This is a genomic window from Akkermansiaceae bacterium, from assembly GCA_019634595.1.
Taxonomy (GTDB): domain Bacteria; phylum Verrucomicrobiota; class Verrucomicrobiia; order Verrucomicrobiales; family Akkermansiaceae; genus Luteolibacter.
Window position 1 is genome coordinate 14,276 of the sequence record JAHCBC010000007.1, and the last position, 14,938, is coordinate 29,213.

The window sequence follows — 14,938 nt, forward strand, 5'->3', positions numbered from 1 at the left end:
GTGGAGGAAGGGGCGGGATGCGTCCAGTAGGCGAAAGGCTAGTGAACCTGGAAGTGGATCGACAGCCGGATGCGGGGTGCCTATCACGGAAGCGATGCTCCGCCTGCTGCCGATGGTTCTCTCCTGCTGTGTCTGGATGTGTGCCCCAGGCTGGCTTCCTGCGGCGGACCTCACCACCGCGGAGCAGGTGCGCCGCCTGACCCTCAGGGAAAGCGCCTCCCGTATGCCGGTGAAACTCACGGGAGTGGTGACTTACGTCCGCGGGCAGGGAGCGGGGTTGGTGGTGCAGGACGGAACCGGCGGCGTGATGCTGGAGTGGCCGCGCATCAAGGAAAGCGAGTTCCCGGACCCATCCTTCCGGGTGGGCATGAAAGTCGAGGTCACGGGACATACCATCACCTCGCCCCCCACGCCGCGGATCCATGTGGAGGGATTCAGGGTGCTGGGAACCGCGCCTTTGCCGGAGGCGGTGGAGATGGATGTGTCCGCACTGCGGGCTTCGGAACTGGATGGATCGTTCGTGGAATGTGAAGACGTCATCCGCGTGGCAAGGATCGAGGAGGATGTGAAGCCGTCACGGTTGGTGCTGGAACTGGGGCCTGCCTCCGGGCGGCTGATGGTATGGATATCACGGTGGGATGAGGAAACACGGCGGCTGCTCGTCCCTGGCGCGACCGTCCGTGTGCGGGGTGTGCTGATGCGGTGGAAGACCATCAACTGGCTGCCGCTGGTTCCATTCGTGGTGGTGAACCAGCCGGATTGGGTGACGGTGACGCATCCGGTTCCGGAATTCGGCGCGGTGGCCCGCCTGCCATTGGCGGAGGTGCTGCCCGCGGCTGCTGACGATGTGTTTTCAGAGATCTTCCGCGTGGGCGGGGTGGTGAACTATGCGGACGATGAGATCGTGGTCATCCGGGAAAAGGATGAGGTGCTCTGGATCCGGCCGGGCGGGACCACGCCGCTGATGCCGGGAGATCGTGTGGAGGCGGTGGGCTATCCCGGACTGAACGGCCCGCGGGGTGAGCTGGAGGACGCGACGATCCGGAAGACCGGCCGTGAAACCCTGCCTCCGGCGGAACGGATGGAGCCGGAATATTTCCTGGAGAAAGAGTTCCTCTGGAAAGACGGCATGCGCGTGCGGATGAAGGGGACGGTCACCCGCGGCTCCGCGGAACCGGCGGGCGCGCCGCTCCAGTTGCTCTTCGGCGGACGGCAGATCCCCCTGTATTTTTCGGAAAAGCCATCGGACCGGGATCTGCCCGCGGCGGACAGCATCATGGAGGCGACGGGTGTGCTGGAGGCGGGCCTGAACGCCCGCGTCCTGCGCGTGGGCCGTGGGGAGGCGGACTACCGGCTGCACCTCCAGAGCGTGCGGGATCTGCGGATGATCCAGGTCGGGCCGTGGTGGACGCCGTTGCGGATCTTCATCGTGGTGGCGTCCGCGGCGGTGGCCACCGCATCCGCCGCCGTCTGGGCGCTGCTCCTGAAGCGGCGGGTGGCGGAAAAGTCGAAGGCGCTGGTCCATGAGATCGCCGCACGGAGGGAACAGGAGATCGTTTTCCAGGAGCGCCGGAGATTGGCCGCGGATCTGCATGATACCCTGGAGCAGACGCTCACGGGGGCGTCACTCCAGCTCGAAGCGATGGGGGCCGCCGAAGCCCCCAAGCCGCTGGTGCTCGCCCGCCGGTTGCTGGACCGCAGCCGGGATGAACTGCGCCGGGCGGTGTGGGATCTGACGCCGGAAGTCATCGAGGAGCGGGGCATGGCCGACGCTCTGGCGGTCATCGCGGAGGACCAGTCCGAGCGCGGCATGGCGGTGGACGTCACGATTTCCGGCGACGCCGCGGAGATCCCGGACCGCATCGCTGCCCATCTCTGCCGCGTGGTGCAGGAGGCCATCTCCAACGCCGCCCGGCACGGACACGCGGAAAGGGTGGGGATATCCCTGGCGGTGGAGCGGAGCGGCGTGGATCTGGTCATCGAGGATGACGGACGGGGATTCGACATGGAGGTGGCACCGGGGATCTCCACCGGACATTTCGGTATCAATGGCATGCACGAGCGGCTGCGCCGTCTCGGGGGCGTGCTGGAAATCCGCAGCCAAACGGGCGGTGGCACGCGCGTCCGTGCTTGCTGTCCCATCCCCACCGGAGGAAATACGGAGGTGAACCGGTGAGCGGAAAAGCAAGGACGCTGCGCCTCGTGCTGGCGGATGACCATGCCGTGGTCGTCATGGGACTGGAGGCGGTGCTTTCGCTGGAGCCTGATCTGGAGGTCGTGGCGACGGCGGATGACGGATGGACCGCGGTGGAAACCTACCGGCGGGTCAGGCCTGACCTCATCCTTCTGGACCTCCGCATGCCGGACATGGATGGCGTGGAAGCCGCCCGCCAGATCCGCCGGGAATTCTCTGATGCGAGGATTCTCTTCCTCACCTCCTATGAAACGGAGGATGAGATCCAGCAGGCCCTCGCATCCGGAGCGGCCGGGTATGCCTTGAAACGGAGCAAGGCCGCGGAGCTGGTGCAGGCCATCCGCACGGTGGCCGCCGGTGGTACATGGATCCCGGAACGGCTGGTGCGCCGGGCGAAAGAAGCCGCGGACGCGCCGGTTCTGTCCGAACGCCAGCGGGAAGTCCTTTCGTTGGTTTCAAAAGGCCTCAGCAACAAGGAAATCGCCGAGGTGCTGGGCTTCACCGAAAGCGGCACGAAGCAACACCTCCGGCAGATCTTCGCCAAGCTGGGCGTCACCGGAAGGGCCGAGGCCATTTCCGAAGCGATGCAGCGGGGGATCCTCAAGCTGGACGCGTGAAGGTGAAGTAGTGCTATGGAAAGAAGAGCGTCCATCTTTTCCATTTCCGTTGACGCGACAATCTGAAGCTGCTTCTCTCGCCGCCGCGAAGTGCCCCTCGTTGACCCTATGGTGATACTGGATGCAATTCGGCGATGGTTAAGGCCGCTGTAGCTCAGGGGTAGAGCAATTCATTCGTAATGAATAGGTCGTCGGTTCAAATCCGACCAGCGGCTCCATCTAACCCACCTTTTCGCATTTCGACGGCGTGCCATCGCGCATCTCGACGAGATTCTCCGCATCCATCCCTGATAGTTCACAGGCCCACGCGGTCTCCCCGTGTTCGGGATTACCGGCGTGAGCCTGGATCGGGGGGAGGAAAGGGACTCAGCCCGCGAGCAGGGAGCGGTGTCTGACAGCCGGGTGGCGGATCTCAATCTTCTGCTCCGGCGGAACTGGTGGATTGCGGCGGGTGACCACTTCGTGAAGCAGTTTTCCGTGGGTGCTTGCGGAGGTTTTGGTCTGGCCACTGAGGAAGATGGAGGTGGAGACCCAGAAATCCATGACGGGGGCGTTTTTCATGATGTCGGATCATTCATTCATATGGGTTTGATATCAAGATCCCCTGATCACGCAATCACGGGTGGGCTTGATGGCCGGACAAGTGCACCATGCGGACAAGGCGGGAGATCCACCGTTGCCATGTCATCGGGTTGATTCTGATGGACGTTGCTTCGATGTCGGCGGCTCCTCGGGAGATCGATCCGAAGAATCGAGGGAACCTGGACGGATAGAGGCAAATCAACGCGGCCGGAGGAGCTCCCAGGACAATCTGGTGAAGACGTTGCAGTCCGGGACCGTCCATGAGTTCCCAGCGAAGACGGGAAATCGGTGAAACGGGTACCCGACGGACAGGGCTGGCACCGGGATCGGGAGAGCGGCACCCACCAAGAATTCGTCCCGGTCTTCCAAGGGAAGCCGGGACGGGGATATTCGCGGGTGGAGCATCACCTGGAGGCTCCGCACTGGCAGGGCCTCAGCCTTATTTCTTGGTGTCCTCTTCGTCGTCGATGCTGTGGTTCAGGATGAACTGCAGGTCGTCGAGGCCGAGGTTGGAGGCGAAGCCTTCGTCGCCGAGCACGTTGGTGACGAGCTGGGTCTTCTGGTGCTGGAGGATGCGGATCTTCTCCTCCACCGTGTCGCGGGTGAGCAGGCGGTAGGCGATGACCTTGTTCTTCTGGCCGATCCGGTGCGTACGGTCGATGGCCTGGTTCTCCACCGCCGGGTTCCACCATGGGTCATAGAGGATGACGTAGGATGCGGAGGTCAGGTTCAGTCCGGCGCCACCGGCTTTCAGGGAAAGCATGAAGACGGATGGATCCTTGGTCGTCTGGAAGCGTTCGATCTCGCCCTTCCGGTCCTTGGTCTGGCCGGTGAGGTAGTGGTAGGGGCGGCCTTCCAGTTCGAGGCGGGCCTTGATGAGGTCCAGCATCGAGACGAACTGGGAGAAGACGAGCACTTTGTGGCCTTCCTCGTGGAGCTGGTCCAGGAGATAGAAGAGGGATTCCATCTTCGCGGATTCCTCCTTGAGGTACTTCGGATCGATGAGGCCCGGGTGACAGCAGATCTGGCGGAGGCGCATGAGGCCTTGCAGGATCGCGAAGGAGTTCTTCTTCACCGCTTCATCGGAGTCGAGTCCCAGAAGGGCTTTCTGGATCCGCTTGAGCTCCGCCTTGTAGAGTTCGAGCTGGACGTTCTCCATCTTGGAATAGACCTCTTCCTCGGTCCGCGGCGGGAGATCCTGTGCCACCTGGAGCTTCGTCCGGCGGAGAAGGAACGGTCGGAGGCGGGAAGCGAGGCGGGTCTGGGAAAGGGGATCCTTCCGTTTGTCGAACCGTTTCTTGAAGTAGGCCCGGGAGCCGAGGACGCCCGGCATGGCGAAGGCCATGAGCGACCACATGTCCAGCAGGCGGTTCTCGATGGGCGTTCCGGTGAGGACGAGGCGGTTCTGGGAATCCAGTTCCCGTGCGGCTTTCGCCGCCTTGGAGTCCGGGTTCTTGATCTGCTGGCCTTCGTCGAGGATGGTGGTGAGCCACTTCACTTCGTTCAGCAGATCACCGCAGACACGGAGCTGGGCGTAGTTGAGGACGAGGATGTCGATCTCGTTCTGGATCTCGTTGACGTCGATGTCCTCGCGGTTCTTGAGGATCTTGACGCGGAGCTGAGGGGTGAATTTCCCGGCCTCGCTGTGCCAGACGTCCAGAACGGACTTGGGACAGACCACCAGGGCGGGTTTCTTCATGCCCTTCTGGCGGACATTTTCCTCGAACAGCCAGAGCAGGTAGGTGAGGGACTGGATGGTTTTGCCGAGACCCATGTCATCCGCGAGGATGCCGCCGAAGTTGTTCGTCGCGAGATAAGCGAGGAACTTGAACCCGTCGATCTGATAGGGGCGCAGGGTGGCGTTGAGGCCATCTGGTACGTCCGGGTTGACCTCGAGCTGGATGTCGCCGGCGCGGTTCTTGATGCGCTCCCATGCCTTCGGGTCGAAGACCTCGGCCGCTTTCGGATCGGCGAGCTGCAGGGCGTGCATGCGGTGGGTTTCCCCGGAAAGGTCGAACGGGTCGAGGCCCAGGCGGGTGACCGCCTCGCGTTGGTCCGCGTCCAGCTTGATTTCGAGGCGCATCCACGAGCCGTCCTCCATGCGGACGTAGCCTCCGCGGGCGGCGACGAGCTGGCGGATCTGCGCCTTGGAAAGATTGACGCCCTGGACGTCGATGACGATGCGCAGGTCGAACCAGTCGATGTCCTGGCCGACGACCTCGAACCGCACCGCGGCGGTGACCGGGTCCGCGAGGATGGACCTCAGGCGGAGGTCGATGTCGAGATCGACATTCTCCGGCATCGCCTTGATCCATTCGGCAAATTTCTCCGGGAACTGCTTCGTGATGCGGGATTTGAAGGAAAGCAGCTTCTCATCGTAGGTGAGGCCCATCTCGTCGAGGATGGACGGCACCGGATAAAGGTCTTCGCGGGCGAAGCGCAGGAGCTGCTTGCCTTTGAGCGGCTGTTGCTCGACCAGCTCCCAGCCTTCCTTCGTCAGGCGTTCGGTGCGGCGGCCTTTCGACTCGATGGCCTGCACGTCGATGACGAGGTGCTCGGTCTCCGCTGCGGTCAGGCCGGCGACCAGCTTCATCTCGAAGCGTGGCTTCAGCTCCAGGTCCACCACGCGCTTGACGAGGGACTCCGGAAGGGAGGCACCGATCTTGCGGAGGAACTCCACGCCTTCCAGCGAGTCGATCACCCGCTTGGGGATGAGGTAGCGGGGCATGACTTCCGTTTCCTCCAGCCAGCGTGGCGGGCCGGGGAAGACGGTTTCATCGGACTGATAGAGTTCCTTGCGTCCCGGCAGCAGGCGGACGGAGTGGGAGACATTCTCCCCGGCGGCGGTGACCAGTTGGAGGGCGAAGGATTTCGGATCGTAGGGATCGTCCTCGCAGACCCACTTGAGCGCTTCGGTGACGACCTTGAAATCCTTGTCGTCGAGGTTGACGATGTAGCCCTTCAGCGCGGGCTGGCGGAAGATCCGGTTCATGAACCGGCAGGCTTCCTCCTGGTCGAAGTCGAGCGTGGTGTCGCCCAGCTTGCGGACGTAGGAAAGGAAATGCTCCCACAGCGTCTGGCTGGAGGAGTCCATGAGGAGCGCCGCTTCATGGTGGAGGGAGACGTAGTGCTCGATCTCGTTTTTCTCGCGGAGCTGGACCCATACGTTCGCCTTCTTCTCGCGGACTTCCAGGCGGGCTTCGTTGATGGTGGCCACCAGCCGGAACTCGACATCCAGCGGGGCTTCCTGCGGCGGACGCTCGTTGACCTGTTCGATGCGGTCATACCAGGCGGCGACTTCGCGCTCCTGTTCCCAGTCCGCCATTTTCTTCTGAACGTGGCCGAGGTCGGTGATCACGCTCATGAACTCCGGGTAGGGGAGCTTCTTCTTGTAGAAGGCGTAGGCGATGTAGTTCCAGAACTCCAGGATGTCGCCGGGCGGCATCGGCCACAGTTCCAGCGGCTCGTAGGTGGTGATCTCCCAGCGCGGGGTGATGCGGACCATGTCGTGGTCGTGCAGCTCGCCTTCGATCACATAGCGCCGGTAGCGTTTCTCGATCTTGGTGACGAAGTCCGCCTCCTTGTCATCCAGCTCGCGGCCGAGCTTCTCCTCGATGATGTCGAGGATGGGGGTATCGTCGAACTCGTTGGGGGATTCCGGCAGGTCTTCGCCGCGGTGCATCCGCTCCATCATGGTGGCGTACTGGCAGGCACCGGAGACGATGTCATCTTCCGCGGTACAGGACCCGAACCAACGGTTACCCTGGAGGCGGAGGCTGGTGCGGAAGGTGCCGGTTTCGTCTTCGACGCGGCCCTGGATGAAAAGGTGATTTCCGAAAATTTGGGTGACGGCACCGTCCTTTTGAAGCATTTCACCGCGTTTGCGGGCCTCCTCGGGGAAGCTGTTCAGGAAGTTCAGTGTGGCTCTGTCTGGATTCATCGTGTGATGGATAAAATGGCTCCGGGATGAGCTGTATCACCATCCCGGTACAAGCGGTGGGGGCGCAGCATACTGCACGGCCTTTCATTCAATCAACAAAAACTTGAATGAACGCGAAATGCTCAGAACCGAAGCTTGAAACGGAAAAATGAGCCGATGAAAAGCACTCCTCCTGTTAGGATGATCGCCGCGCCGAGGTTGCAGTTGGCCCAGGTGGCCAGATAGATGCCACCGATGGAGGAGAGCACGGCGTGGAGGATCACCCCGGTGAGGACGCCCGGCAGACGCTTGGACACCAGCAGCGCGGAGGCGGCGGGCAGCACCAGCAGGGCGACCGACATGACCGCTCCGACCGTCTGGAAAGCGGCCACCACCACGGCGGCGGTGGCACCGAGGAGCATCGACTGGGACCGGGCCGGGGCCTGGTCGGTCAGCTTTGAAAGCACCGGATCGAACGAAGTCGCCAGCAGGCGGTGGTAGAGCAGGGTGATGAAAAGGATGGCTCCCGCGGCGGCGGCTCCCGATGTCAGCGTGATATTGGGGACGTCCAGATTGAGAAACCGTGTGGTCTCCCCGTGAATGGCGGTTTCCAGGTTTCCGAAAAGCACGCAGTCCGGATCCAGATCCACCTTTCCCGCAAATTGGCGGAGCAGCAGCACGCCGATGGAGAACATGGCGGTGAACACCACCCCGGTGGCGGCGTCCTCGCGGACCCCCGCCTTGCGGTGGAAAAACTCGATCACCATCACCGTGAGCCAGCCGGAGAACGCCGCGCCGAGGATGATCCACGGGGAGTCCAGCGTGCCGGACACCAGGAAGCCGATGACGATGCCCGGCAGCACGCTGTGGCTGATGGCATCCCCGGTCAGGGACATCCTCCGCAGGACCAGGAAGGCACCGGGCAGGCCGCAGGCGATGGCGGTGAAGGCGGCGGTGACGGCCAACCAGAGGATGGTCGGGGACTGCCACGGGTCGGTCCAGAAAGACAGGTTCATGGTCGCGCCTCCTTTCCGTCATCTTCCGCAGGGATGCGGCTGCCGTGCGGGTCCAGCTCCTGCCGCCCGAGCCGTTCCTCCAGCCGGCGGCGGCCTTCCTCATCCAGCCAGTGTTCCGCCCGCTCGGCGGATTCGTGGACGTGGTCCGGCTTGTAGGATGCCCGCTCCGTCAGATAGCGCTCCCACAGGCGGTGGGCGCGCACCAGGCTGGCGGCGAACTTCCGGCCGGACCGGGTGAGGGATACCTTGTATTCGCTGACCTCCACCCATCCCGAGGAGGTGAGCTTGCGGAGGGCGGCCGCGACATTTCCCGGGATCGCCTGGCGGAACTCGGCTGTGGGCAGCGCGACATCCTTGCCCACCACTTCCTCCCGCTGCCACAGGCGTTTCAGCATATCCTCACCCACGATGCGGATGCGCTCCCGGCGCCTGCGCAGCAGGGTGGGCACCCATCCGGAGCGTTTGCCGAAAAGGGTGGCACCGAGAAAGATCGCGGTCACGGACAGCGCCATCAGCGGGCCGGTCGGCAGGCCGCCGCCTTGGGCGGAAATCGTGACGCCGGACACACCGCCCGCCGCTCCGAAGATGCAGGAAAGCAGCGCGGTCCGTGGGAGGGAGGCCGTGCAGAACCGCGCCGCCGCCGCAGGGGTGACCAGCATGGCCGTCACCAGCACCACGCCCACCGCCTGCATGGCGATGACGATGACGATGGTCAGCAACAGGAAAAACCCGATCTCGATCCATTTCACCGGCAGCCCCATCAGACGGGAGAAGGCCGGATCGAACGAAACGATGCCCAGCACCCGGAACAGGAGTGGCAGCAGGACCGCCGTGAACAGCGTGACCACGGTCAGCAGGATCAGGTCGTTGCGGTCGATCGCCGCCACCTGTCCATAGAGGAATGCCTGCACCCCGGCGGGCTGCAGCTTGGAGATCATTGCGATGCCGAAGGCGAAGAACACCGACAACACCAGTGCCAGCGCGGCATCACCCTTCAGCTTCGTGTGGCGGAGGATGGCGGTCAGCGTCAGCGTGCCGATGACACCGGCCGCGACGGCACAACCGAGGACAACCAGCGGATTCCTCGTGGTGCTCCATGCCAGACCGGCGACGATGCCCGGCAGCACGGCGTGCGAGATCATGTCTCCCGTCAGCGCCATCCGGCGCACGACCACAAAGGTCCCGAGTAGTCCGGAAACCACGCCCAGCAGCAGGGCGGCGATCACCGCCGAGGAGATCGCCGCGACCGTGAACGCCATGGTCATGGAGCCTTGCCTCCTTCTCCGCGTGCGGCGCGGTTGGAAATCTCACTGAGCATCGTCAGCTTTCCGCCGTAGGTCTGGTTGAGGATCTCCGGCACGAAGACCTCTGTCGTCGGACCATGGGCGACCACATGGCCGTTGAGCAGCAGAAGCCGGTCGAAATAACGCTCCGCCGTCTGGAGGTCATGGTGGACGACGATGACCGTCTTTCCCTCATCCCGGAGTCCATGGAGCAGCGAGACGATGGTGCGCTCCGTGGCGATGTCCACTCCGGCGAACGGTTCATCCATCAGATAGATCTCCGCCTGCTGGGCGAGCGCCCGTGCAAGGAAGGTCCGCTGCTGCTGGCCGCCGCTGAGTTCGCCGATCTGGCGTCCCGCGAGGTCCGCGATGCCGGTCTGCTCCAGCGCCTCCCGTGCCCGCGCCTTCTCCGCCTTTCCGGGTCGTCCGAACCAGCCGAGCTTCGCATACGTCCCCATCAGCGCCACATCCGCCACGGTCACCGGGAAATCCCAATCCACCGACTCCCGCTGCGGCACGTAGCCGATACGGCCCAGCACCTGGTCCAGCGGCTTGCCCAGCAGTTTCACCCACCCGGTGTCCGGCTTCACCACATCCATGATGGCCTTCAGCAGGGTGGACTTTCCGGCCCCGTTGGGACCCATGATACCGGTCAGAGAACCATAGGGGATCTCCACGTCCACACCATGCAGCACGGGCTTCCCCCGGTAGGAGACGGACAGGTCGTGGGTTTCCAGGGCCGGATTGCTTTTCATGTCAGAAACGGAAGGTGACGCCTTGGGCGACGGAGAAGTCCTCCGCAGCATCGTTCAGGCCGACTCCGACGGCAATATCCCATTGGAGGTTTTCCGTGGATGCCCAGGTGAGTCCCACGTTCCCGGTGGCTTCATAGTCACCGTCACCCGCAACCCCCACATACTCGATGAACAGGCCCAGCTTTTCCGTGAGGGAGACGCCCAGCACGGCGGAGTGGAGGAAATCCCACTCGTATTCGCCGCTGTCGCCTTCCCATACCCGCGCCGCCTCGACCTGGAAGCCAAGGCCGAGCCGTTCCGTCAGCTCGATGGAGACGGGGAAGATCACTCCGCCTTCCCACTCGCCGCTGCTGACGGCGGTCTGGGAGGGGATGGAAACATAGGGCATCAGCGCACCGGCGGTTTTGCCTCCGTCATTTCCCCAGAGGTTGTGTTTCAGCCGCAGTTCGATGTCGCCGAAGCCTTCGCTCGTTTCACCATCGGCCTGCTCGTGGATCCATGGACGCAGGACAAGCTGGAGGTCGCTCGAAGCGGTCAGGCCCGCCTTGAGGTTCATCTCGCCGAGCGTCCATGTTTCGTCGGAGCCATCCTTGCCGAAGGCCCACACGCTGGACTCCACCTGGAACCTTCCGGCCTCCACGGTGATCGGGCTTTCCGTGGTGTCCGGCCGGTCGGCGGAGAGTTCGCGCTGGAACTCCGCGGCGTGGAGGGTAGGGAGAAGGAGAGGGAAAAGGAACAGTGGTTTCATGGTGGTGATCATTTCAGGCCCTTCACGACGGAGTTGATGTTGTGCTTCACCATGCCGATGTAGGTGCCCTTGTCGTAGGTCTCACCGTCCACGGTTGCCGTGTCACCCGGCGCGCCCAGCGCGTCGGAAAACAGGGGTTGGTCGGACACTGCCACACCGGCCTCTGCGGCGACGGCGGAGATGCCTTTCTCATTGATGGAGGTTTCCGCGAACACGGTCTTCACTCCCTGGCTGCGCAGGTATTCCACCAGTTTGCTGCGGTCTTTCAGGCCCGCCTCTGCGGTGGTGGAGACGCCTTGGAGTCCCCGCACCTCGAAGCCGAACGCGCGGCCGAAGTAGAAGAAAGCGTCATGGCTCGTCACCAGGATCCGCTTTTCCCGGGGGATCGTGGAGATCTTCTCCTTTGCCCATGCGGACAGCTCGTCGAGCTGCTTTTTGTAAGCTTCACCGTTCGCCTGATAGGCCGCCGCGCCATCCGGGTCCGCCTTGGTGATCGCGGCCACAGCGGTATCGACCGTCTGTTTCCACAGCAGGGGATCACCCCAAACGTGCGGGTCCTTTGTTCCCTCGAAGTCTTCCTGCGGGGAAAGCAGGCTGGCCGGATCGATCCCATCGGTCACCGCGACCACATTTCGGCCGCGCTTTGCCATCGCCTCCAGCGTGGTCTGGAAGCGGCCTTCCAGGTGCAGGCCGCCATAGAGCACGACGTCCGCCTTCTCCAGCAGGTTCGTGTCGGCCAGCTTCGGCACATAGTTGTGGGGATCCACACCCGGTCCCATCAGCCCGCGCACCTCGACGCGGTCGCCTCCGATGACCTTCGCCAGGTCCGCGACCATGGTGGTGGTCGCCGCGACCACCGGCTTTCCGCTCCTGGCGGTTTCCGACTTCGTGCAGGAGACAGCCAGCAGAGCGCCGGCCATCAACATCAATGGTTTCATGAACATCATGGACGGACCCTAACAACAATCGGATCACTCGCAACTGAAAAAATTAGCTTATGCTAAAATTGATTGTAATGGATAAATGATCGGTTGTCAGATTGACCTGCCTGAAAACAGCAAGGCCGCGCCGTAAATGGCGCGGACGGAACGCGGGGAGCAGTTCGGGATCAGGCTCCCATCACCACTTCACCTCGCAGCCGATGCCCAGCACGCGCGGTGCGCCGATGTCCGCGTTCATGGACGGCACCACCAGCCCGACCATCCGTGCCTTGGCGTAGCGGTCGTCCAGCAGGTTGTTGCCGAACACATGGACACTGACGTTCTCCCACGCGTAGCCGAGGCGGACGGAGAGGAGCTTGCGCGTTTCCACGCTGGTCACCGCGGCGTCCTGCACCGTGGTGAAGCTGGTGTCCGCCCAGGTGAAGCGTGAGGATGCGAACCACCCGCTGGGATGTTGGAAGGCCAACCCCACACTCGCGGTCAGCTCCGGTGCGTTGGAGAACTTGCTTCCGGAAAAGTCGGCTCCCTGAAGCTGCAGATCCCGGTATTCCGTGTGCAGCCATCCCAGCCCGGCATGGCCGGTGAAGCATTCGGACATCTTCCAGCGTGACTCGATCTCCGCCCCGTAACGTCGGGAACTGGATGAGTTCGCGATGAGCTGATCCAGGACCGCGACCCCTCCGGCAGCCGCGAATGGCACCTGCTGGTCCTCGATCGCCGATGCGAACACATTGAACGACACGGCCAGATCCGTCCGTGGCTTGTAGTCCACGTAAAGCTCCGCGTCCCAGCTTGATTCCTCATCATAAGGACGGGCGATCGCGAGGGTCGCCGCATAGGCGACGCCGCCCGCACGGTGACCGCGGCTCACCCGGAGTCCGGCTTCCACCTGTTCGTGCCCCGTCCAGTGGATGCCGAGTTCCGGCAGGATGGCGCTGTCGCTCGTCCTGTCATCCGCGAAGCGCGCGGGGAAAAGGAACCGTGTGGAGGCGTCCACATCCCTCCGCTCATGCAGGGCTCTCAATCCGCCGCTGATCCTCCATGCGGGGGAAAGCTTCCAGTTGAGGCTGCCGAACACGGCATACTTCGTGACATCCTCATCCAGTGTGATGTCGAACGGGCTGCCGCCGGGGAGGGGGAAGATGCCCACGCCCGCGTTGCCGGTTTCATAGCGGCTCGATTCGAAGTAGGCCCCCAGCTTCCAGTCCAGTGTCTCACCCTGCCTCTCAAGCAGGACGTCCTGGGTGACGCGGAATTCATCGTTGTAGCCTTTCGCGAACCAGTTGAGGAAAGGGGAGGAGTCCAGGTCCAGCAGCCTGCCGAGGTCGAACCTCTGGACCGTGCTCAGGGAGGTCAGCGTCAGATCGTTGCCCAGCGAGAAATTGCCCTTGAGCGAGCCGAACCAATGGTCCGCCGGAAAGGAGGGTTCCGTATTCCGTGCCGTCTTGCCATCCAGCTCATTGCCGATCAGGCCCGCCACCCGGAGTGTGTTGCCCAGGGAGTTTCCCCGCGAGCCATCATACCCAGCATTCAGAACGACGGAGTCCCCTCCGCCGAACCTGGGTTTCCACAGCAGGGTGGCGGTATGCCGCTGGCGTTCGGTGGCGGCGAACTGGTGGTTACCATAGGTGATGTTCTCCAGGTGGCCGTCGGACTCCTCCCAGTGGGAGGAAAAACGGAGGGTCAGCTCATCCGGGAGGATCACCAGGTTCTGCGACAGATAGGCGCGGCGGAAGCCATAGTCACCCGCACTGAGGGCCGCCTTCCCCGCGAAGGAGAACTCCGGGAGCGGGGAGGTGAAACGGAGCGCACCGCCCAGCGACGACGCGCCGGGAGTGACGATCTGGGGACCATTGGCGATCTCCATCCCATCCAGATCCGTCACCAGCGGCGGGAGGTAGGTGAGGACATGGTAGGAAAGCGGGATGCCATCGCGGGTGGCCGTGATCAGCGGGTTCGAGCTGGTACCCACCGTGGAGAACATGCTTTCCTGGCCCAGGCCACGCAGGGTGAAGCCCAGCGAAAAATCCCCGGACACATAGGCATTCGGAACGGCAGGCAACAGGTCGAGGAAGTTGGGGCTGGCCGTGGCCGCCGCATCGAGATCCTCTTTCTGGATGGTGTGCGAGTAGGAGGAGTCCGAAGTCGTGGCGCGTTGCGCGGTGACTTCGATCTCGGGAAGTGCATTCACATGCAGGCTCTGGGCGAGGGACGCACAGAGGATGATAGGAGTGTTCCGACGGCTCATCCGCATCAGGGTTTTTTCCACGCGGAAACTGTCAGCCGCTGCCTTTGAGGCAATCTTATTCAAACACGAAAATTTCCGCTTTTCCCCAAAAGGGATGACCTTGCAGAAAGCTGGGTTCATGCGCTTTCCGGCGGCTTCCTGCCTGCCGTGAAGGCCCGCACGGTGATGCCGAGTCCGCCGGCCACGAAAAGGGCGGGGAACCAGATGGAGTAGCCGGGGGCCTTCGTGTCCGGCTTGAGAACCGAGAAATCCGGGTTCTGCGGATCGACCCGGCAGGTGGTGCTGGTGCCTTCCTTGAAGGCGTCCAGACGCTCCTGGATCACATCGGGCTTCGACGTCCACGGATTGCCGCGCCAGGTCATGTGGTCACCCGTCCGCGCCTGGCCGTTGAACTCGTAGCCGTAGGTCACGTTGACCCGGTATTCCGCGGGCGAGTTCGGATCGATCCTGCGTTCTTCGGCTTTGGACTCGATGATCACGCACCGCACTTCCGGCCATGATTGCATGTGGCGGGCACGGTCAAAGCTGCGCCACATGAGCCAGAAAAAGACGCCGCCCATGAGGGCGAGGCTCAGGCCGATCGCGGCGAGATAGAGACGGGCGGCGGTGGAAGGTTTCGCGGAGGCGGACATGGA

General features: G+C 63.2%; 11 protein-coding genes and 1 tRNA gene. 3 read left to right on the plus strand and 9 right to left on the minus strand.

The window, feature by feature from the left end; all coding sequences use genetic code 11:
- Positions 1-94: 94 nt before the first annotated feature.
- The 3 genes from KF712_20530 to KF712_20540 all read left to right on the plus strand — a co-directional run bounded on the left by KF712_20530 (position 95) and on the right by KF712_20540 (position 3,029).
- The gene (locus KF712_20530; protein ID MBX3743384.1) at positions 95-2,176 is read left to right on the plus strand and encodes a sensor histidine kinase; all 2,082 of its coding nucleotides are present in this window, start codon (positions 95-97) and stop codon (positions 2,174-2,176) included.
- On the plus strand, positions 2,173-2,811 hold the full coding sequence (locus KF712_20535; GenBank protein MBX3743385.1) for a response regulator transcription factor: 639 nt from the start codon (positions 2,173-2,175) through the stop codon (positions 2,809-2,811). The genes KF712_20530 and KF712_20535 overlap by 4 nt, the downstream gene beginning before the upstream one ends.
- 143 nt (positions 2,812-2,954) lie before the next feature.
- A tRNA-Thr gene (locus KF712_20540) sits at positions 2,955-3,029 on the plus strand.
- A 148-nt stretch (positions 3,030-3,177) separates the two neighbouring features.
- On the opposite strand, the gene KF712_20545 is transcribed toward KF712_20540, so the two are convergent.
- The 9 genes from KF712_20545 to KF712_20585 all read right to left on the minus strand — a co-directional run bounded on the left by KF712_20545 (position 3,178) and on the right by KF712_20585 (position 14,935).
- Entirely contained in the window at positions 3,178-3,372 is a 195-nt protein-coding gene (locus tag KF712_20545; protein MBX3743386.1) for a hypothetical protein, read from the minus strand.
- 460 nt (positions 3,373-3,832) lie between these two features.
- Entirely contained in the window at positions 3,833-7,333 is a 3,501-nt protein-coding gene (locus KF712_20550; protein ID MBX3743387.1) for a DEAD/DEAH box helicase, read from the minus strand.
- Positions 7,334-7,455: 122 nt separating this feature from the next.
- Positions 7,456-8,328 (minus strand): metal ABC transporter permease, encoded by an 873-nt coding sequence (locus KF712_20555; protein ID MBX3743388.1) that lies wholly within the window; start codon positions 8,326-8,328, stop codon positions 7,456-7,458.
- The gene (locus KF712_20560; GenBank protein ID MBX3743389.1) at positions 8,325-9,587 is read right to left on the minus strand and encodes a metal ABC transporter permease; all 1,263 of its coding nucleotides are present in this window, start codon (positions 9,585-9,587) and stop codon (positions 8,325-8,327) included. The genes KF712_20555 and KF712_20560 overlap by 4 nt, the downstream gene beginning before the upstream one ends.
- A 2-nt stretch (positions 9,588-9,589) precedes the next feature.
- On the minus strand, positions 9,590-10,366 hold the full coding sequence (locus KF712_20565; GenBank protein ID MBX3743390.1) for a metal ABC transporter ATP-binding protein: 777 nt from the start codon (positions 10,364-10,366) through the stop codon (positions 9,590-9,592).
- Between the two features lies 1 nt (position 10,367).
- Entirely contained in the window at positions 10,368-11,114 is a 747-nt protein-coding gene (locus KF712_20570) for a transporter (GenBank protein MBX3743391.1), read from the minus strand.
- A gap of 8 nt (positions 11,115-11,122) precedes the next feature.
- Entirely contained in the window at positions 11,123-12,034 is a 912-nt protein-coding gene (locus tag KF712_20575; protein ID MBX3743392.1) for a zinc ABC transporter substrate-binding protein, read from the minus strand.
- A 199-nt stretch (positions 12,035-12,233) separates the two neighbouring features.
- Positions 12,234-14,303 (minus strand): TonB-dependent receptor, encoded by a 2,070-nt coding sequence (locus tag KF712_20580; GenBank protein MBX3743393.1) that lies wholly within the window; start codon positions 14,301-14,303, stop codon positions 12,234-12,236.
- A 116-nt stretch (positions 14,304-14,419) separates the two neighbouring features.
- Positions 14,420-14,935: a DUF3592 domain-containing protein gene (locus KF712_20585; protein ID MBX3743394.1), complete on the minus strand. Its 516-nt coding sequence runs from the start codon at positions 14,933-14,935 to the stop codon at positions 14,420-14,422.
- Positions 14,936-14,938: the final 3 nt, after the last annotated feature.